Annotated in this window: 17 protein-coding genes; 5 read left to right on the top strand and 12 right to left on the bottom strand. The window is 67.1% G+C overall.

Translation table 11 applies throughout. From position 1 onward, the window contains the following. Positions 1–311: 311 nt before the first annotated feature. From PKE75_RS13520 to PKE75_RS13490, 7 genes are all read right to left on the bottom strand, one after another. Positions 312–542, bottom strand: coding sequence for a hypothetical protein (locus PKE75_RS13520; protein WP_271169265.1), 231 nt, complete (start codon positions 540–542; stop codon positions 312–314). Between the two features lie 434 nt (positions 543–976). Further along, complete coding sequence (locus PKE75_RS13515; protein WP_271169264.1) at positions 977–2,035, bottom strand: LLM class flavin-dependent oxidoreductase; 1,059 nt, start codon at positions 2,033–2,035, stop codon at positions 977–979. 3 nt (positions 2,036–2,038) lie between these two features. Next, positions 2,039–3,493, bottom strand: a complete 1,455-nt coding sequence (locus PKE75_RS13510; RefSeq protein ID WP_271169263.1) for an amidase family protein — start codon at positions 3,491–3,493, stop codon at positions 2,039–2,041. Further along, positions 3,490–4,338, bottom strand: coding sequence for an ABC transporter permease (locus tag PKE75_RS13505; protein WP_271169262.1), 849 nt, complete (start codon positions 4,336–4,338; stop codon positions 3,490–3,492). The genes PKE75_RS13510 and PKE75_RS13505 overlap by 4 nt, the downstream gene beginning before the upstream one ends. A gap of 1 nt (position 4,339) precedes the next feature. Continuing rightward, a complete protein-coding gene (locus PKE75_RS13500) occupies positions 4,340–5,170 on the bottom strand; it encodes an ABC transporter ATP-binding protein (protein WP_428979141.1) in 831 nt (276 codons plus the stop codon). Then, positions 5,167–6,141: an ABC transporter substrate-binding protein gene (locus PKE75_RS13495; protein WP_271169260.1), complete on the bottom strand. Its 975-nt coding sequence runs from the start codon at positions 6,139–6,141 to the stop codon at positions 5,167–5,169. Before PKE75_RS13495 ends, PKE75_RS13500 begins: the two co-directional genes overlap by 4 nt. A 62-nt stretch (positions 6,142–6,203) precedes the next feature. Further along, positions 6,204–7,637, bottom strand: coding sequence for an amidase (locus PKE75_RS13490; protein ID WP_271169259.1), 1,434 nt, complete (start codon positions 7,635–7,637; stop codon positions 6,204–6,206). A 194-nt stretch (positions 7,638–7,831) separates the two neighbouring features. Here PKE75_RS13490 and PKE75_RS13485 point away from each other — a divergent pair, with 194 nt between their 5' ends. The 3 genes from PKE75_RS13485 to PKE75_RS13475 all read left to right on the top strand — a co-directional run bounded on the left by PKE75_RS13485 (position 7,832) and on the right by PKE75_RS13475 (position 10,637). Next, positions 7,832–8,605: a Crp/Fnr family transcriptional regulator gene (locus PKE75_RS13485; protein WP_271169258.1), complete on the top strand. Its 774-nt coding sequence runs from the start codon at positions 7,832–7,834 to the stop codon at positions 8,603–8,605. 98 nt (positions 8,606–8,703) lie between these two features. Then, on the top strand, positions 8,704–10,314 hold the full coding sequence (locus PKE75_RS13480; protein WP_271169257.1) for an FAD-binding protein: 1,611 nt from the start codon (positions 8,704–8,706) through the stop codon (positions 10,312–10,314). Further along, positions 10,311–10,637 (top strand): 4Fe-4S binding protein, encoded by a 327-nt coding sequence (locus tag PKE75_RS13475; RefSeq protein WP_271169256.1) that lies wholly within the window; start codon positions 10,311–10,313, stop codon positions 10,635–10,637. Before PKE75_RS13480 ends, PKE75_RS13475 begins: the two co-directional genes overlap by 4 nt. Before the next feature lie 125 nt (positions 10,638–10,762). Here PKE75_RS13475 and PKE75_RS13470 read toward each other — a convergent pair whose 3' ends face one another. Genes PKE75_RS13470 through cysT form a run of 3 tightly spaced genes read right to left on the bottom strand, consistent with a single transcriptional unit; the run spans position 10,763 to position 13,584 of the window. Further along, positions 10,763–11,815 carry a sulfate/molybdate ABC transporter ATP-binding protein gene (locus PKE75_RS13470; RefSeq protein ID WP_271169255.1) on the bottom strand — a complete coding sequence of 351 codons (1,053 nt, stop codon included), beginning with the start codon at positions 11,813–11,815 and terminating at the stop codon, positions 10,763–10,765. A 13-nt stretch (positions 11,816–11,828) separates the two neighbouring features. After that, entirely contained in the window at positions 11,829–12,725 is an 897-nt protein-coding gene (cysW, locus tag PKE75_RS13465; protein WP_271169254.1) for a sulfate ABC transporter permease subunit CysW, read from the bottom strand. Further along, on the bottom strand, positions 12,715–13,584 hold the full coding sequence (gene cysT / locus PKE75_RS13460) for a sulfate ABC transporter permease subunit CysT (RefSeq protein ID WP_428979143.1): 870 nt from the start codon (positions 13,582–13,584) through the stop codon (positions 12,715–12,717). Before cysT ends, cysW begins: the two co-directional genes overlap by 11 nt. 467 nt (positions 13,585–14,051) lie before the next feature. On the opposite strand from cysT, the gene PKE75_RS13455 reads away from it, so the two are divergent. Further along, entirely contained in the window at positions 14,052–16,175 is a 2,124-nt protein-coding gene (locus PKE75_RS13455) for a P-type ATPase actuator domain-containing protein (protein ID WP_271169253.1), read from the top strand. A 3-nt stretch (positions 16,176–16,178) separates the two neighbouring features. On the opposite strand, the gene PKE75_RS13450 is transcribed toward PKE75_RS13455, so the two are convergent. Then, complete coding sequence (locus PKE75_RS13450; protein WP_271169252.1) at positions 16,179–16,505, bottom strand: hypothetical protein; 327 nt, start codon at positions 16,503–16,505, stop codon at positions 16,179–16,181. After that, the gene (locus PKE75_RS13445; RefSeq protein WP_271169251.1) at positions 16,502–17,473 is read right to left on the bottom strand and encodes an exopolysaccharide biosynthesis protein; all 972 of its coding nucleotides are present in this window, start codon (positions 17,471–17,473) and stop codon (positions 16,502–16,504) included. Before PKE75_RS13445 ends, PKE75_RS13450 begins: the two co-directional genes overlap by 4 nt. Before the next feature lie 586 nt (positions 17,474–18,059). Between PKE75_RS13445 and PKE75_RS13440 the strand changes: the two genes are divergently transcribed. Next, entirely contained in the window at positions 18,060–18,488 is a 429-nt protein-coding gene (locus tag PKE75_RS13440) for a hypothetical protein (protein ID WP_271169250.1), read from the top strand. Positions 18,489–18,681: the final 193 nt, after the last annotated feature.

Below are 18,681 nucleotides of genomic sequence, written 5' to 3'. Positions count from 1 at the left end.
CGCCCTTCATCCCCCGGCCGCCCGTCCCTGACAAAGACAGGCAGCATGCGCAACGCACGCCCCGGGGGGCAAAATTGGACGCCGATCCCCCTCACAACGGGGTCAAAATTCCACGCCGGATCACAGCCAGCCCGTGGCGTCGATCAGGCCGCTGAGCGTTGCGCCGCCCGGCCGCGCCAGCAGATCAATAACAATCGCCTGCTCGGTGCCGGAGCGGATGGAGTCAATCCGAGCGAGGACAGGAGGAGCTTCCTCCTTCGCAGCCTCTTCGTAATCGGCCCCGATCGCGGCATAGCCAAGCCTGGTGAGCTTCAGCCCGACGGCTTCCCATTCTCGTCCTGCCGCCAGTGCGGCTGCCTCCGCCGAACGACGAGCTCCATCGGCAGGTGCCTCCGGAGCAGCGCCGCGATCGTCCGCGCGACCGAGGGACGGGCGTCGGTCAGCACGACGAGGCTATCATCCCGCTGGGCGGCGGCCGAGAGCAGAACGAGCTGTGCGTCGGTTAGCTTGATGGTGGATGCGGACGAGGTTGCGTTCGTCATGAGACCTTCTCCTTCATCGTCAGTGGCGGCGATCGGTTGCCGCCACTGACGCGACCCCGCAAGCGCGGGGTTGAGAGAAGATGCCGGAGGCCCCCCGCCTGTCGGTCGTCAGGCTGGCTTGGTTTTCCATTCTCGAGCGTGCGAACTGCACGGCCGCATAGGCCGCACTCATCCTATCTAGGTCGAACAGCAGCGCGGGGACGTCGCGTTGTAGATGATGCGGTCGGAGGCGTCGTGCGCCGCCGTCCCGGCATAGGAAGCCGACGACGCAAGCGCCCCGGTCGACACGCGGGTGATGCAGCGTCGTCGAGCCGGATCGTTTCGTTTACCGCCTTGACGTCGACGTTCGGCGCTCAGCACGTTGGCGAGCACGACGGGCGTCGTGGCTTGGCAGAGGCCGCCGGCAGCGCGCGTAGCTCGTGGTCGTGGTCTTATCAAAGCAGAGGCAGCAGGTTCTTCCCCTGGCGCTCGACCTCACGCAGATACGGGGTATCCGACAGGATGAAGTGAGACACGCCGAGCTCCTGATATTTTCGGAGCGAGCGCGCGACGTCCTCTGCGGATCCGACCAGCCAGGTGGTCGCGGCGCCGCCGCCTCCGAACTTTCCCGGAGCCGTGTATAGATTGTCGTCGAGAACGTCGCCGCGTTCATGTAGATCGAGCAGCCTCTGCTGCCCGACGGCGACCTTGCGGCGATGATCGTTCCAGCCGCGGCCGTGGGCGCGCGCCATCTCGACGACCTTCTCTTCGGCCTCGGCCCAAGCCTGCTCCGTGGTGTCCCGCACGAAGGTGGTGATCCGCAGGCCGAACTGGAGCGGCGGCAGGTCTTCGCGCAGGTCCGCGGCCAGGGACTTCAGGCGATCGATCCGTTCGCCGATGCCGCCAATCGTCTCTCCCCAGAACAGCTGGACGTCGGCCTCCGTGACCGACACGCGCTCCGCCGCCTCGGACGCGCCGCCGAAATAGATCTTAGGCCGCCGCCGTCCGTCACGAACGGCGATGGGAGGCGCCACGGTCGAATTCGCGACCTGGAAGTGCTCGCCCTGATAGGTGACGTTCTCCTCGGTCCAGAGCTTGCGGACGATCTGGATGAACTCCTTCGCCCGCGCGTAGCGGTTCGACTGGTCGCCCTCGCTGTCGCCGTAGGCTTCAAAGTCGTCCTGGCCCGACACGACGTTGACGCGGACCCGCCCGCCGGTGAGGTGATCGAGAGTGGCGGCCGCGGCGGCGAAATGCGCCGGACGCCAATAGCCCGGCCGGACCGCGATCAGCGGCTCGAAGGTTGTTGTGCGCGCGGCGAGAGCGGCTGCGAGCGTAAACGTGTCCGGACGGCCCCAACCGGTCCCGATCAGCGCGCCCTTCCAGCCATTCGCTTCGATCGCTCTGGCTTGGCTCGTCAGCGTCTCGAGGGAGTTGTGGTTGGGCGCGATGGGGTCGCCGCGATGGCCTGAGACGACGTCGTTCGGGATGTACCAGAGATAGTCAGCGCTCATGGATCACCGGACGATGCCTAAGGGTCTGTCACGAACACAATCCGGGCCTGTCTCAGTCAAGCGCGATCGGACCGCAGCTTCGAAAGACCGGGCGACGCCGTGGACCACGGCGTCGCCGGTCGCGCGCGCCAGAATGCTGAGCGCCGACGGCAGACCGTCGCTGCGACCCGTTCCAGGAACGGACGCCGCGCACAGGTCGAGCGGGTTGGCGAAGTAGGTGTAGCGGCCCATCGCAGCGTTGCGGCTCGTCGGTTCGGCCAGCATCTCAGCGATGGTGAAGATCGTCGGTGTCGTCGGCAAGACCAGCGCGTCGTGCTCGCGGAACACGCAGGCGACCTGCCGTTTGAGGCTTTCCAGCCTATAGATCGCCTCGAAGGCCTGCTGCGCGGAATAACGCGCGCCCGGTTCGATCGCGGCGCGCACGGCGGGGTGGACCATCTCGGGCGAGGCCTCGATGACCGCGCCGTACTCGATCAGCCGCTCGGCGATGAAGGCTGAATCGAACAGAAGCTTTCCCGCCGCTTCGAAGGGCGTGAAGTCCACCTCTTCGAGCGTGTAGCCCGCCGCGCGCAACGCCGCGAGGTCGGCAGCGAACGCCGCTTCGGCGCGGGAGTCGCCGAAGAATGAGAGCTGATCGGCCCGGGGCGTCGCGAGGATCATCCGTCCAGCGGAAACAGCATGGGTCTCAACCGCGTCGGCGTCCTCCCGGCTGTACGGATCGTGCGGGTCGTGGCCCGCCATGACGGCGAGGATTTCGTAGGCGTCGGCCGTGTCGAGCGCGAAGACCGAGAGCGTGTCGAACAGTCGACTGTTGTAGAGCAGGCCGCGCCCACTCACGAGCCCGAGGGTGGGCTTCACTCCGACGATCCCGTTGCAGGCCGCCGGCACGCGTCCCGAGCCGCCAGTGTCGGTGCCGATCGAGAACGACGTCAGGCCGCGCGCGACAGCCACCGCGGAGCCTGAGCTCGATCCGCCGGGAATGTAGTCGGAGTCGACCGCGTTCCGGCACAGCGGTTCGGCGCTGCGCGTGCCGTTCAGGCCTGTCGCGAACTGGTCGAGCGTGTTCTTGGCCACGACCACCGCGCCCGCCGCCTGCAACCGGGCGACGGCGTACGCGCTCTCCTCGGGCAGAATTCGGATCGCCTCGCAGCTCGCGGTCGTAGGAAACCCCGCGACATGGACGTTGTCCTTGACCGAAAAGGTCAGCCCGTCGAGCGGCAGGAAGACGCCCCCGGCGCGGCGCTCGTCGATGCGGCGCGCCTCTGCAAGGACGGATGTTTCCTCCGCGATTGCGATGAAGACGCCGTCCTGCGCCGCAGCATTCGTGCGCCGCCAGCCTTCGCCGACGAGATCGACCACCGACGCGCCGTTCGTGAGAGCGGCCCGCGCCGACGCTAAGCCGGGCGGTCGCGTCGCGAGGTCGCCCGGCAGGGTTTTAGAGCGGGCGAGACCCGTCATGGCGTGAAGCTTTCCTGCGTCCACGCGCCGACCCGTCGCCGTTCGCGGCGGAGCGCGGCGTCCCGGCGCGCGTCGCCGGCGCGGGCGCAGATCCATGGGAACAGCCAGCGGACCGCCCGGTCGAACGCAAGATCCGCCGCGAAGCCCATCAGGCCGAGCGTCGCCAGGCCGACGAACATCTGGTCCACCCGGAAAACCTGCTGGGACAGCTGGATCAGGTAGCCGACGCCATAGACCGCGCCCGCGAGTTCCGCCGCCACGAGCAACACCATCGCGATCGACAGACTGATCTTCAGACCCGCGATGATGAAAGGCAGCGCGCCCGGCAGCACGACGAATGCGAGCATGCGCCAGCCCGTGGCGCCGAGGCTCGCGCCGGCGCGCGCGAGGATCGGGCTGACGTCGCGCACGCCGATGAATGTGTTGACCCAGACGGGGAAGAACACGCCCCAGGCGATGAGGAAGATCTTTGAAGTCTCGCCGATGCCGAACCAGAAGATCGCAAGCGGCACGAAGGCGAGCGACGGGATCGCCCGGAAGGTCTGGACAAGCGGGTTGAGCAGGCCATGGAGCCGCGGGGACCGCGCGAGCGCAACGCCGAGCGCGATTCCTAGGCTCGCGCCGGCGAGGAAGCCGAGGGCGGCCCGCCAGAGGCTCGCGAGAACGTGGTCGACGAGTTCGCCGCTCTGAACCAGCGCGACGCCGGACTGAAGCACGACGCTCGGCGCCGGCAGCATGATCGGGCTGACGAGGCCGCTGCGGCTCAGCGCCTCCCATGCGAGCAGGAAGCCGCCCGCGCCGAGCGCGCCCAGCACCGCGGGCTGATCGAAAGAAACACGCGCCATCTCAGTCCGCCATGTCCACGCCGATCGCGGCGGCGAGCCGTTCATAAAGCGTGTTGAAGCCGTTCGAGGTGCGCCGGCGCGGTCGCGGCAGGTCCACGCGGATATCCTCGGCGATCCTGCCGGGATGGGGAGTCAGCACCACGATCCGGGTTCCGAGCGCGATGGCTTCGGCGATGTTGTGGGTCACGAACACGATCGTCTTGCGCTTGCGTTCGTGGATCTCGAGCAACTGCCGCTGGAGTGCGCCGCGGGTCATGGCGTCAAGCGCCGCAAAGGGTTCGTCCATCAGCAGCACGGCTGGGTCCGTCGCAAGCGCCCGGGCGATCGCGACCCGCTGCTGCATACCGCCGGAGAGCTCGGAGGGGTAGCGGTCAGCGGCGGCGCCGAGCCCGACCAGCTCGAGCAGTTCGGCGGTCAGCGTCTTGCGGTTCGCAGCGCTCTGGCCCGCCATCCGCGGCCCGAAGGCCACGTTGCCGGCGACGGTGAGCCACGGGAACAGCGAATAGTCCTGAAAGACCAGGCCGCGGTCGGGGCTGGGGCCCTCGACCGACCGGCCGCCGACGACGATCCGCCCGGACGTCGGCGTGACGAAGCCGGCGATCATGTTGAGCAGGGTCGTCTTCCCGCATCCGCTCGGGCCGAGCAGGCAGAGGAATTCGCCGTCGGCGACCGCAAGGGATACGCTGGCGAGCGCCTGCGTCTCGTCGCCGAGCGTTGAGCGATAGACGTGGCCGACGGCCTCGCACCGGATCAGAGCGCTAGCCGGAAGGTCCTGCGCCGCCGCCGACGGCGTCGGTCGTTCAATCACGGCCGCTGAAGACGCCGCGCTCATTTGGCCCGGGCGGCGTCGAACAGCCCGCCGACCACGACCTTGTCGAAGTCGGGGATCGTCGCGTCGGGGCGCACCAGCTTATTGTCGATGGCCCACTGCGCCTGTTCCTTCAGTGCGGACACCAGCGCGGGCTTGTCGAGGCCGAGGTCGTAGTTGAAGCGGTTCCAGAAGCCCTTGGTGATCTCGGGATCGAGTCTGATCTTCTCCGCCACGATCGCGATGGCCGCGTCCGGATTCGACTTGACGGCCTGGTCCGCCTCGATAAGCGCTTTCAGCGCCTTCGTCAGCAGTTCCGGGTTGTTGTCGATGGTCGACTGCAGCGTGATGATCGACGAGAAGGTCGTGTAGAGCCCCGGCGTCTTGATGGCGTGGAAGCGTCCCTTGCCCTCCGCCAGCGCCTTGGTGATGACCGGCTCGGTCCAGACGAAGGCATCGAGCGCCCCGTTCACGAGGCTGGCCACAAAGTCGGTGGGCGTCAGGCTCACCGCGGTCACGTCGGAGAACTTCAGGCCCGCCTGCTCGAGCGCCTTCGACAGATAGTAGTGCGCGTTGGTGCCCTGTGCGTAGCCGACCTTCTTGCCCTTCAGATCCGCGATCGTCTTGATCTCGGTCGTCGCGACCACATCGAAGGGCTCGTGCCTGTTCAGCGTTCCGATGATGCGGACGGGAAGGCCGTTCAGGGCCGCGAACACCACCGGCGTCTCCGCGGCCGTTCCGAACGCGACGCCCCCGCCGACAAGCGCATCGAGCACGAGGCGCCCGGAGGGGAAGTTGACGACCTTGGGCTCGAGGCCTTGCTTCTGCCAGAGCTTCAGACTGTCGGCGACGTAGAACTGTCCCCACGTCGCGCCGAGGCCCTCGCCGATCGAGACGGCCTGTGCAGCGGCCGGAGAGGCCTGCCCGAAAAGCAGCGCGGCCCCCGCGAGGGCCTGCGCGAGCCGCTTCAGCGGCTGGATCGAAATGCGGGTCATGGAAGGTGCTCCGGCGTGGCGCGCGCGTTGGCGGGCGAATAGGGAATAGGGGGATAGGCGCATCAGGCAGGGTCGCGCGGCCGGGCGAACGGGCGGACGGACTCGAAGGCTCGAGCGGCGCGCAGCACGCGGGCGTCGGCGTATTTGGGCCCGATGATCTGCAGTCCGACCGGAAGGCCCGCGCGCGTGAGGCCTGCCGGAACGCTCGCGGCCGGCTGCTGCGTCAGGTTGAACGGATAGGTGAAGGGCGACGGCGTGACGCCGCGGGAGCCCGTTATCGCCGCATGGTCTGCCGCGATCGCGGGAACCGCGGTCGTCGGCGTCAGCAGCAGGTCGAAGCGCTCATGCAACAGTGCGAAGCGTCGTCCGAGCGCCTCGCGCGCCTCGACCGCGCCGAGATAGGCGACGGCGTCGATCTCCCGGCCGCGCTCGGCGACCTTCTGGAAGTCCGGGTCGGCCAGGCCGCGGCGCTGCTCCGGAAAATTGGCGAACAACCGTGCGACCGCGGCGTCGGCGAGCATGCGATAGATCGGCAGCGGGTCGTCGAGATCGAGATCGATCTGCTCGACCTTGGCGCCGAGATCCGAGAACGTCCGTACGGCGCTTGCGACCGCCGTCGCGACCTCAGGTTCGACATCGGCGTAGCCGAGGTCCGGACTGAACGCGATGCGCAGTCCCCTCACGCCTCCGTCGAGATCGCTCAGCCAATTTTCCGGCGCAGCCGGCAGCGCATGCCAGTCGCGCGGGTCGGGTCGGCCGATCACGCCGAGCAGCAGAGCGGCGTCCCCGACCGTGCGCGTCAACGGAGTGATGTGGAACAGCGTTCCGGTATGAGCGGACGGATATCCCGCCGCGCGCCCAAAGGTCGGCTTGAAGCCAAAAGCGCCCGAATTCGACGCGGGAAGACGCGTGGAGCCGCCGCCATCGGTCGCGACGTGGAGTGGCGCAAGGCTGAGCGCCGCAGCGGCCGCCGAGCCGCCGCTGCTGCCGCCGGCGGTGCGGGTCAGGTCCCACGGGTTGCGCGTGATGCCGGTGAGCGGACTGTCGGCGAGCGCCGTCCACCCGAACTCGGCGGTCGTCGTCTTGCCGATCAGCACCGCGCCGCCTTCGCGCAGGCGCGCAGTGGCGGGCGAATCCTCTTCCCACGGCTGGTCAGGATCGACGACGCGGCTGCCGCGCAGGGTCGGCCAATCCTTCGCGGCGATCAAATCCTTGAGCGCTGTGGGCACGCCATCGATGGCGCCGAGCGCCTCGCCGCGCGCCCAGCGCGCTTCCGATGCGCGCGCGTCGGCATAAGCCCGCTCCGCGTCGAGCAGCGCGAAGGCGTTGACGTGGCGGTCGAGCCGCTCGATCCGCTTCAAAACTGCCGCAAGCGCCTCGACCGGCGACGCTTTTCCAGCCGCGAACAACGCGCCGAGCTCCGCCGCCGTCGAAAGAGCGAGATCGGCGCCGGGCGCGACGCGCTCGACTGAAACGGCTTGAGACGGATGGGTCATGCGAGCGCCCTGTTGATGCGCGCTACCTGAGAAGACCTGCGACAGGCTGTAACGTCATTAATTTCTAAATCGATGGATTTTGTGTATTAAGAGTGCGGAGTTTTACCGCGTCTATGGGCTCGCGCCCGGCAGCGCCGTTCGGATCGCCTTGAGGTCGCATGCTGTCGTTTGAACCCGCCGGACAGGACGTTCGCTTGAAGCGGGCCGCGAACACGCCCCGCCTGGGAGCGGCGACGCAAGGACTGCCGGGAGACACGGCGCTGTTCCTCAGCGAAACCGTGGCGGGGCTCGACGACGGCGCGCATTTCATGGATGGACTGACGCCCGAGGAGCGCGGCGTCGTACGCGCGGCGGGCCGCGAGATCGCCATCCCGGCCGGCGAGGCGATATTCACGCAGGGCGACCGCCACCAGGGCATCTTCATCATCGAGCACGGCCGCGCGCGGGTGTTCTACAGCGCGCCGTCGGGGCGGGAGATCACGCTCGCCTACTGGACCCCCGGCCATTTTATCGGCGGTCCGCAGATCTCCGGCGAAGGCGTCCACCTCTGGTCAGGCGCCGCGGTGGACGACTGCCGCGTCCTGGCCTTGTCGGGCCCGGCGCTGCTTCAGCTCATAACCCAGCTGCCGAACTTCGCGCTCTGCCTGATCGAGGGACTCGCCGCGAAAGGCCGAAGCTACACCGCGATGGCGCAGATGCTGGGCACGCGCTCGGTGATCGAGCGCCTCGCGCAGTTCCTGCTCAATCTCGGCGAGCTCTCCGGCGTGGCCGACGGCGCGGCGATCATGGTGCCGCGCAAGATCACGCATGACCAGATCGCGGCGATGGTCGGCTCGACGCGTCAATGGGTGACGATGATGCTGAGGCGCTTCCAGAAGGAGGGCGTGGTCTCGATCGACGCCCGAGGCATCCGGATCGCGCGCCCCGAGCGCCTGCGCGACATCGTGTTCGGCGCAGCGGGCGGATAGCGAAGCCTCCTCGCGCAACCGTCAGACCATGGCGCCGACGCCCGAACGAACGCGGCGCCCGCAGGTCTCGCCTTCACCCAGACAATCAAGGAAACCAGATGGCGCAGGACACCGGACGTTCGTCCCCTTCAGCCGCGGTAGAACTCGACGCTGACGTCCTCGTGCTCGGCGGCGGCCCCGCCGGCGCGTGGGCGGCCGTCGCAGCAGCGCGCGCCGGCGCGACCGTCGTGCTTGCGGACAAGGGGTTTTGCGGCACGTCCGGCGCCACCGCGCCTTCGGGCACCTCGGTCTGGTACGTGCCGCCTGATGAGACGCGGCGGCGGGCGGCGATCGAAAGCCGCCGCGCACTCGGCGGTCACCTCGCCGACGACCGATGGTCCCGCCGCGTGCTTGACGCGACCTTCGACGGCATGAACGAGCTAGCCGAACGCGGCTATCCCTTTCCGCGCGACGAGGAGACCGGCTCCTCGATCCGGGTGTCGTTGCAAGGCCCGGAATACATGCGCCTCATGCGCAAGCTCGCGAAGAGCGCCGGCGTGCGGATTCTCGATCACAGCCCGGCGCTTGAGCTCCTCGTCGGTCCGGACGGCGCGGCCGCCGGCGCCCGCGGGGTCCGCCGACAGAAGGGCGACGACTGGACCGTGCGCGCAGGCGCCGTCGTGATCGCCACCGGCGGCTGCGCGTTCCTCAGCCGCGCGCTTGGAACGAACGTCCTGACCGGCGACGGCCACTTGATGGCGGCCGAGATCGGGGCGGAGTTTTCCGGAATGGAATTCTCCAACGCCTACGGCCTGTCGCCGGCGTTCTCGTCGGTGACGAAGTCGGCATTCTACAAATGGGCGACGTTCACCGACGAAGCGGGCGACGCTATCCCCGGCGCCGCCTCGCAGGGCGGTCGTTCGGTGATCGCACGGGCCCTCGAGAAGGGCCCGGTGTTCGGTCGGCTCGACAAGGCCGACGAGTCGATCCGCCGGGCGATGCGCGCGTCCCAGCCGAACTTCTTCCTGCCATTCGACCGCAGGGGGCTGGATCCGTTCAATGACCGCTTCGCCATCACGTTGCGTCTTGAGGGAACGGTGCGCGGGACCGGCGGCCTCCGGATCGTCGACGACTCCTGCGCGACCACCGTTCCCGGGCTTTACGCCGCCGGCGACGCCGCGACCCGCGAGCTGATCTGCGGCGGCTTCACGGGCGGGGGAAGTCACAACGCGGCCTGGGCGATCTCGTCCGGCCGGTGGGCCGGCGCGGGAGCCGCGGAGTTCAGCCGCGGTCGCGCAAGAGCCGGCGACCTGCAGGCGGCCGGAGGCGCGGCGCTTGCGGATGGCGGCGGCGCGGCGTTCGATCCGGCCGCCGCGATCCATGCGGTCCAGGCCCAGACCTTCTCGTTCCAGACCAACTACTTCCGACATCCGGACCGACTGACGCTGGCGCTTGAGCGCCTCGACGAGCAATGGCGGACGATGCGGCGGGGCGTTCCTGCGTCGCGCGAGGACGTCGTCCGCGCCCGAGAAGCGGCGGCGATGACCGCCGTCGCACGGTGGATGTATCGCAGCGGTCTCGCCCGCGACGAAACCCGCGGCATGCACCGCCGTGAAGACCGGCCGGGCACGGACGAGAGCCTTCGGCGTCATCTGTTCACGAGTGGACTCGACGAGGTCCAGACGCGCTTCGGCGGGGCGCTCGCTCAGACGGAAGAGGTCGCCGCATGATCGAACTCGTCAGCGAGGAACGTTGCACCGGCTGCAACATCTGCGTCGCGATATGCCCGACCAACGTGTTCGACGCCGTCCCGGCCTCAATCCCGACGATCGCGCGGCAGTCGGACTGCCAGACCTGCTTCATGTGCGAGGCCTATTGCCCCGAAGACGCGCTGTATGTCGCCCCCGACGCGGACGAGACGGTCGCGGTCGATGAACCCCGCCTTGTCGCGCGTGATCTTCTGGGCAGCTACCGATCGGCGCTCGGCTGGACAAAGACTGGGAGGCCGCGTGCGCTTAGCGACGCGATGCACAAGCTGGTGAAGTCGTTTTAACAAGACCGGGCGTAGCGCGGGTAACGCCGCCTTGGAGTTCCTGCGCACCGGCGCGTCTTGAATGCCACTGGTTTCAGAAACGAAGCTCAAATGAAGAAGCGGTCTGTCGATGACCGCTTCTTTCGTCAGATGGACTGTCGGCTTCCCGACGGATAGATCGCGAACCGCTCGAAGTGGATTCCGACCTGGTCGCCTTCCGAAACTTCGAGATGCGGCGGGATCTGAGCCTCGATCAGCGTCCGATCGGCGCCGATTTCGATGTCGGCCCGACGGAACGCGCCGTTTCGTCGAAGCAGCGCGATGCGTCCCTGGACGCCCTGACCGACCGCCTGCAGCGAAATGTCCTGCGGCCGGATGTGCAGACGCGCTTCGCCATCGGGACCGGAGACGGAGCCCACCGGTATCACCGTCTGGTCCAAGAGCGCCTCCCCCTTGCGCACATGGATCGGCAACGAGCTGGAATCCCCGATGAACGAATACACGAACGGCGTGGCCGGGCGATCGTAGATGTCGTCGGGCGTGCCGACCTGCTGAAGCTTGCCCTTGTGCAGCACGGCGACCCGGTCCGCGAGCTCGAGGGCCTCTTCCTGGTCATGGGTCACGAAAACGGTGGTGTGGCCGGTCTCGTCGTGGATCTGCCGCAGCCAGCGGCGGAGATCCTTGCGCACCTGAGCGTCGAGCGCGCCGAACGGCTCGTCGAGCAGGAGCAACTGCGGCTCGATCGCGAGGGCGCGAGCGAGCGCGACGCGCTGCCGCTGGCCGCCCGAGAGCTGCGCGGGATAGCGATTGGCGAGATCGGGAAGCTGCACGAGTTCGAGCAACCCGGTCACCTTCTTCCGGATGTCGGCCTCGGCTGGTCGGCGCGACCTGTCGCGCACCCGCAGGCCGAACGCGATATTGTCGAACACCTTCATGTGCCTGAAAAGGGCGTAATGCTGGAAGACGAACCCGACATTGCGCTCCTGGACTGACCAGCCCACCGCGTCCTCGTCACCGAACAGGATCTCGCCATCGTCGATCGTCTCAAGGCCTGCAATCGCGCGAAGCAGCGTCGTCTTGCCCGAACCTGAGGGACCGAGTAGCGCGACCAGCTCGCCGGAACGGATATCGAGGCTGACGTCGTTCAGCGCGGGGAAGACGCCGTAATCTTTCCGGACGTGCCGGATCTTGAGATCCATTTTAAGCGTCCTTTCAACGACGGCGGCTGGCCGAAAGCTGGTCGGCGAAGCGCCATTCAAGGCCAGATTTGATGACGAGGGTGACCAGCCCGAGACTCGCGAGCACGGACGCGACGGCGAAGGCGGCGACGAAGTTGTAGTCGTTGTAAAGAATCTCGACCTGCAGGGGGACGGTGTTCGTCAGCCCCCTGAGATGGCCGGAGACGACCGACACCGCGCCGAACTCGCCCATCGCGCGGGCGTTCGACAGCAGCACCCCGTAAAGCAGCGCCCAGCGGACGTTGGGCAGCGTCACCGACCAAAAAGTGCGCCAGCCGCCCGCGCCAAGGGAAAGCGCAGCCTCCTCCTCGGTCGAGCCTTGTTCCTGCATCAGCGGGATCAGCTCGCGGGCGACGAACGGGAAGGTGACGAAGATCGTCGCCAGCACTAGTCCCGGGGTGGCGAAGATGATCTGGAGATTGATGCTGTCCAGATACTTTCCGAAATAGCCCTGCGCGCCGAACAGCAGCACGTAGCACATGCCCGACACGACCGGCGAAACCGAAAACGGCAAATCGATCAGCGTGACCATGATGCTCTTCCCGCGGAAGTCGAACTTCGCGATCGCCCAGGAGGCGGCGAGGCCGAAGACGACGTTGAGCGGGACCGCGATGGCTGTGACGATCAGGGTCAGCTTGATCGCCGACCAGGTGTCGGGATCGTCCAGGCTCTCGAAATACTTCGCGACGCCGCCGCGAAAGGCCTCGGTGAACACCGCCAAAAGCGGCAGCAGCAGAACGGCTGCGAGAAACGCCAGCGAAACCGCGATGACAAGCGCGCGGGTGATCGGCGCCTCGGTGACAGGCGAGGTGAAAAGCGCCGGCTTTGGACGCGCCGGCGAGAGCGCAGCAATCGCCAGATCAGTAGGCATGACCAAGCCTCTTCCGCGACCAGGCTTCAACGAGATTGACGAACAGCAGCACGGCGAACGACAGGGTCAGCATCATCGTCGCGACGGCGGTCGCGCTGCCGTAGTCGAACTCCTCAAGCCGCATGATGATCAGCAGCGGCGCGATCTCGGAGACGTAGGGGATGTTGCCGGCGATGAAGATCACCGAGCCGTATTCGCCGACTGCGCGCGCGAAAGCGAGCGCAAAACCCGTCAGCAGGGCCGGCGTGAGCGTCGGCAGCACGACCTTGAAGATCGTCGTCGCTCGATTGGCTCCAAGCGTCGCCGCGGCCTCCTCGAGCCCCTGATCGAGGTCGCTCAGCACCGGCTGGACCGTGCGAACGACGAAGGGCAGCCCGATGAACACGAGCGCGACGAAGATGCCGAGCGGCGTGAAGGCGATCTTGAACGGGACGATCGAGCCGACCCAGCCGTTCGGGGCGTAGATCGCCGCGAGCGCGATGCCCGCCACCGCGGTCGGGAGCGCGAAGGGCAGATCGACCGCTGCGTCGACCAGCCGGCGGCCGGGGAAGTCGTACCGCGTCAGCGTCCAGGCGAGCAGCAGACCGAACACCGCGTTGACGGCCGCGGCTGCGAGCGAAAGGCCGAAGCTGAGCCTCAGCGCGAGGAAGATGCGCGGGTCGCTCGCGATCTGAAGGATGCGCGCGGGCCCGAGCGACGCGGTCCAGAGCACGACCGCGGCGAGCGGCAGAAGGATCATCAGGGTCAGATAGAACCAGCTAAAGCCGAGCGCCAATCCAAACCCCGGCAGCACGCTTTTCCTGCGCACAATCGAGCGAGGCGGCTTCGGCTTGCCTGCGGTCGATTGGCCAAGCGGGATGGCCAATCCGTTCGCCGCCAAGATGCTGTCGTTTTGGGACACGCACGTTTCCACTTATATTGAGTCGACAGGTATCGGTCGGCCAAGTCCGGCTTCGAGACTTCGATGGATACGACCGAATCTTGGGTCGATTGTCGCAAACCTCGAAGTTCAGCCGTTTGGCCATCCTCGCCGGCAACGTGCGAGGCGTCCACCGCAGTGTCAAGAATATTTTGATAAAATCAATTGATTTAGTAGATTACTCGGATTACGCCGAGGGACGCCGCTCCGCACGCGACCGGCAGGCACGATGCGTTTCCGCATTTTGCCGAAAGGTCTCGGAGGCAGCGGCGCAGACTGTCGCGACGCCGCCAGCGCGCGGCCGCGCCGTCGGTCGGCAGCCAGCCGATCGCGCCTCCCATGAACTTCAGGGTCGCTGACGCATGACTGAGGCCGCGCGCATAAGGATCGCCCCGGGATCAGACGGCGTGTCGATCTGGAGCGAAGATCTGTTCCACGAAACGCGCCGCCCGCAGCTTCGTGATTTCCTGGACAGGGCCTTTTCGGTCCCCGACGTTCGGGCGGTGGAGGTGCGAAGAAGCAACGCATTCGCGCGCGTGCGATACGCAGCTTCTCGAGACGCGCCGTCGATATGGCGACGGCTGAGCCGCGCACTGCGGGGGGACGACACGGCCCCGGGCCTCGACGGCGGGACACTTGCGCAGCCGCGCCACGCCTCCGGCCTCTTCCTCGACGCGCCTTCGGCCTGGCCGCTGCGCGTCATCCGGGTCGGCGACGAGCTTTCGACGTGGCGCGTGCGGATGGAGGCCGACGATCAGATCAGGTTCGCGCATCCCGCGCTTCGCGGACGCAGGGACGTCGTCTTCCGGCTGGAGGAGGAATTGGCCGGGCTCTCCGGGATCGAGGACTTCCGGGCAAGCGTCCTGACGGCCGGGGCGTCGATCCGTTTCGACTCTCGGCTCCAGACGCCGGCTCGTCTGGCGCGCGAACTCGAACGAGCCTGGCCCAAGGTGCTGAGCGGGCTCGAGGGCCCGCCGTCGCGGCGCCGGCTCTACGTCGCCGGCGCGCTGCTGGGACTTGCGGCCGTCGGCCAGACGGTCGCGCCGGCGCTCCGCCCGGTCGCCGTTGCCGGCGTGGCTCTGTTCGGCGCGCCGAACGTGATTCTCGCCGCGCGGCAGCTTCGCCATGGCCAGATCGGTCTTCCCGCGCTCTATTCCACCGGTCTCGCCTTCATGCTGGTGAGCGGAATGCCGCTCGGCGGCACGATCATCACGACGTTCATGCAGTTCTGGCCGGAGTTCGCGCGCCGGACGATCGTCGAGCGGCAGCGGCGGCTGTTCGCCGCTCACCGCCGCCGGCCGTCATGGGCGCGCATCCCGCATCCCGACGGGCTCTCCGTAGAAATCCATGTTGATGACCTCCGACCGGGCGTGCTTGTCATAGTGCGAAGGGGAGAGCGCTCACCCGTCGACGGCGTCGTGACAGCGGGCGCCGCGGCTGTCGCCGACGTGCTCGCGACGGGCTCGACGCAAGCGTCCAACGTGGCGGTTGGCGGCGCCGTGCACGCCGGGTCGCTCGTTGTCGCCGGGGAGCTGACGATCAGGGTCGAGCGCGCTGGGGAGGCGACTGCCGCCGCGCATATCTCCCGAGCCCTGCCGCACGCAGGCTTCAGCGGACTTCCCTCATCCGCCCGCGCCGAACTGATCGCGAACCGCAACGCCAAGCCCGCCCTGGCGCTCGCCGCCCTCAGCCTGATCACGACGCGCACGCTTCGGCCGTCCCAGGCGATCATCAGGCCGGACTATGCGACCGCTCCGAGGCTGAGCGCCCAGCTCGCCGCGCTGACCGGATTCGTCGAAGCCCTCGACCGCGGACTGTTGCTCCGCAAGCCTGGCGCGCTCGACCAGATAGCCGATATCGATGTGTTCGTATTCGATGAAAGCGTTGGGCTCGGCCGGGACGCCGAGACTTCGGCAGGCGTGACCGCCGCGGCGGGCGTCGACGTCGTGAGCGCCCTCAGAAAGCAGAACCCCCATGCGCGCTTTGTCCTCCTCTCGGGCGGCGCCGAGACAAAAGCGAAGAGGGGCGCCGAGAGCGTCGGCGTCGATCTCGCATTCGGCGATCTCGACGACAACGGCAAGGCGGATGCGATCAGAGGCCTCGGCCGCAGGGCGGTCTGGATCGGCGACGGATCCGCGCCCGGCGCCGCGGCCGCCATGTCATCGAGCGCGGTGTCGGTCTCGATCGCCGGTTTCGCGTCAGCGCCCGACGACCGGGCGGACGTGCTCGTGCTTCATGGCGGTCTGAACGGCCTGCTCGAGCTGCGAGACGTCGGGCGCAACCATCGCGCCACGCTCGCAAGCGATTATCGCAACGTCTACGCCTTCAACCTGCTCGGCGTGGCGGGCGCGCTGTTCGCCCGGTTCGGCGGGCTTCAGGCCGGCCTGGTGTCAAATTTTGGAACGGCGCTGCTCTACGCGCGGCACGCCCGCCGGCTGCGCCAGCTGACGGCGGAGCACGACGCCCGGAACGCGCTGCTGCTTACGGCGGTCAACGCCGGCGCGGGCTCGGGTCCCTCCGCCAGAACCTGAGCGCTATTTCGGGGCCGAGATCAGCTTCGCGTCGACCAGCACGGTTTCGACGAGGCTTCTGAGCTCGACCTTCTTCTTCTCGGTGAAAGCGACCCGCGCCCACAGCGGCGCTGTCGCAAACAGCTCCACCTTATCCTGCTGGAACTCGACTTCGATTTCGACAGGATCGATCACGATGTGAAGCAGATCCCCGTTCTCTTCGTCCCAGCCATATTCGAAGTCTTTGGGAGCGAGCGACGCGTTCTTCTCGATGTTCCGTTCGATCGATTTACGCCGCGCGGCGTTCAGGACCTTGTCGACGGGAAACTCGTAGATCTTCTGCCGCTTCATTTTGTGGCCGACCGCCTTGTGTTCGAGGACGCCGCAACAGCGATTTCGGCGCTGCGACGCACAGGCCGCGGTTGGGTTGAGCTGATGGCGCGCCGCGCCGCTGCGGTCTTACCGGAGCGTTCAGCGGCGGGCGTCTCGGGCGCGGCGTTGCGTCCTTCCGGATCCCACATCAACAGGACGTCCGCCCAGCGGAAGCGGAGAATGTCCGCGAGCCGTTTCCAGCCGCGCTGTTCGCAGTGAAAGGCGAGAGCGTCCAGCCCGAGGCGCCGGACGAGCTTCTTCAGGAGTTTGGCGGCCTTGGCGCGAAGGCTCTTGAGCGTCAAGCCGGCCGAGGCGATCAGCGCGAGAGACAGGATCCCGACCGCGGCGCCGATGAGGACCGCGAGGCCGTCCTTCTCGGCGAGCCCGAGCGAGATCATGAAGATCGACGTTCCGTGCAGCGGGTCGAGGCCAATTACGGGGAAGGCGATCGTCACCGCCAGCACGAAGAGCAGCACGCCCAGCAGTCGCCGCGCCACAGGACTGACCAGCCAGGCCAGCCTCGGCTTCATGAGCTTTTCCGCCCGTTCGAGGATCGGCAGCAGCGCATGCACGGCCGCGGCCAGCGAACGCCGGGGCACCGTCTTGGACAAGATCACCTTCGGAACCTTGAGCGACGTCCGGCCGCTCACGAAGTGGCCTCCGAGCGCGCACGAGCTGACGCCGGAGAATGCCGGGGCGCCCGTCACCGGAACGACGGCTGGGACCGAAAACAGCATCATCGAGGCTTCGACGCGGTCCGCCCCGATCGCGTCTAGGATGCTTCCGATCGTGAACGTCTCGACGTTCGGGTTGTTCGAGAGGACGGCGCGGAGAATATCGGACGTGCGCGCAAGCGAAGCGCCGCCGGCGTGTTTTTTGCGAGGCTTGGTCGGAACAGAGACGGCGGTTATCACGGTCTGATAGCCTTCCTCAGGACGACGGCGCATCCCAAACAGCGCCAACGTCATTCGACAAAGACGGTAGAGTGCTCTTGTCTATTTTTTGAGACATGCCGCGGAGCAGCCCAAACAGGCCTTCGCGAACTGCCGCCGCTCGGTCGCAACCGCTCCCAACATTTTGATCTGCATCTTCTTTTTCTTTCGCGGGCCATCTGTCCGTCATCTGTCTGGACAAGATGCGACGCGCCGAGCGCCGTTCACATAATTGACAACGAATCCGCTGACGGCTAGTCTTATTTCTACAAATTCGATCGATTGAGACAAATAGATGCGGAATGGGCGCTTGGTTGGGGCGTTCGCAGCGGGTTGGCCGCACCAGGGACCGTGTGTGTGATCGGCCGAATGCGGTGGAAATGACCGAAAGAAAGTCGTGCGGGACAAATATTTCTGAGAGGCGAGCGCCATTCTTGGAGCCGATTTGGATTGATAAGCTTGACCGCGGGCGAAATCCGCCATGTTTTACTGACGCCGGTCGTGTTGGGTCGGCCCGTTACTGTCTATTATTGTCCAACGCTCTACGCGCTTCGCAAGCAGCGCGTGGAACTCAGACTTCCAGTCGAAGGGAAATGACCTGATGTCTGCGACCATAGCGGATCCCCATGAAAACAGCGCTTTTTCGATACTCGGCGACGCGCTCGAGGCGGCGGCGGACTCCATCGGAGACGCCAGGACGAACGCAAGCGCGTCGGCCAAGATTGCGGCGCGCAAGGTGAAGTCCGGCGTCAGCTCGGGCGCCTATCACACCGCTTATGGCGTCTCGTTCGGTCTGGTCTTCGGGGCGGTCTTCCTGAAGGAGCTCCTGCCGGAAGACAGCGCCGTGCGCCGTGGGTTCGAGGAGGGCGCCGAGGCGGCGTTCGACGCGGTCGCAGCGCGCCGGGCCGAGAAAGCGCCGCTCGTCGGCGAGGATCTGAACGAAGAGTTGACGAAGCAGGCGACGGCGAAGAAGAAGGCGTCGCCGCAGGCCCGCAAGACGGTGCGCGTCACAAAGAAGGCAGCGGTCTGAGCGCGAAGGCCGCCCAAGCGGCGGCCTTCGTCCCTCCTTCCTGTCGGGTTCTGCGAGCGCCATGACGACAACTGGTCCAGACAAGACATCCGCGCGTCGCGCCCTGCCGCCGGCTCGCGCTATGAATAAGCAGTACGAGATCGTCTTCCGGCGCCGCCCCGTGGCGGCGTCCGCCGCCGCGGGGCTTATTGCG

Origin of the sequence: Hansschlegelia plantiphila, assembly GCF_027922265.1 — a bacterium.
GTDB lineage: Bacteria > Pseudomonadota > Alphaproteobacteria > Rhizobiales > Methylopilaceae > Methylopila > Methylopila plantiphila.
This window is presented reverse-complemented; position numbering and strand designations above follow the sequence as displayed.

Coding starts and splice junctions, on each gene's coding strand:
- PKE75_RS13520 (WP_271169265.1), bottom strand. CDS start 542: ATGACGAACGCAACCTCGTCCGCATCCACCATCAAGCTAACCGACGCA.
- PKE75_RS13515 (WP_271169264.1), bottom strand. CDS start 2,035: ATGAGCGCTGACTATCTCTGGTACATCCCGAACGACGTCGTCTCAGGC.
- PKE75_RS13510 (WP_271169263.1), bottom strand. CDS start 3,493: ATGACGGGTCTCGCCCGCTCTAAAACCCTGCCGGGCGACCTCGCGACG.
- PKE75_RS13505 (WP_271169262.1), bottom strand. CDS start 4,338: ATGGCGCGTGTTTCTTTCGATCAGCCCGCGGTGCTGGGCGCGCTCGGC.
- PKE75_RS13500 (WP_428979141.1), bottom strand. CDS start 5,170: ATGAGCGCGGCGTCTTCAGCGGCCGTGATTGAACGACCGACGCCGTCG.
- PKE75_RS13495 (WP_271169260.1), bottom strand. CDS start 6,141: ATGACCCGCATTTCGATCCAGCCGCTGAAGCGGCTCGCGCAGGCCCTC.
- PKE75_RS13490 (WP_271169259.1), bottom strand. CDS start 7,637: ATGACCCATCCGTCTCAAGCCGTTTCAGTCGAGCGCGTCGCGCCCGGC.
- PKE75_RS13480 (WP_271169257.1), top strand. CDS start 8,704: ATGGCGCAGGACACCGGACGTTCGTCCCCTTCAGCCGCGGTAGAACTC.
- PKE75_RS13475 (WP_271169256.1), top strand. CDS start 10,311: ATGATCGAACTCGTCAGCGAGGAACGTTGCACCGGCTGCAACATCTGC.
- PKE75_RS13470 (WP_271169255.1), bottom strand. CDS start 11,815: ATGGATCTCAAGATCCGGCACGTCCGGAAAGATTACGGCGTCTTCCCC.
- cysW (WP_271169254.1), bottom strand. CDS start 12,725: ATGCCTACTGATCTGGCGATTGCTGCGCTCTCGCCGGCGCGTCCAAAG.
- PKE75_RS13450 (WP_271169252.1), bottom strand. CDS start 16,505: ATGAAGCGGCAGAAGATCTACGAGTTTCCCGTCGACAAGGTCCTGAAC.
- PKE75_RS13445 (WP_271169251.1), bottom strand. CDS start 17,473: ATGCGCCGTCGTCCTGAGGAAGGCTATCAGACCGTGATAACCGCCGTC.
- PKE75_RS13440 (WP_271169250.1), top strand. CDS start 18,060: ATGTCTGCGACCATAGCGGATCCCCATGAAAACAGCGCTTTTTCGATA.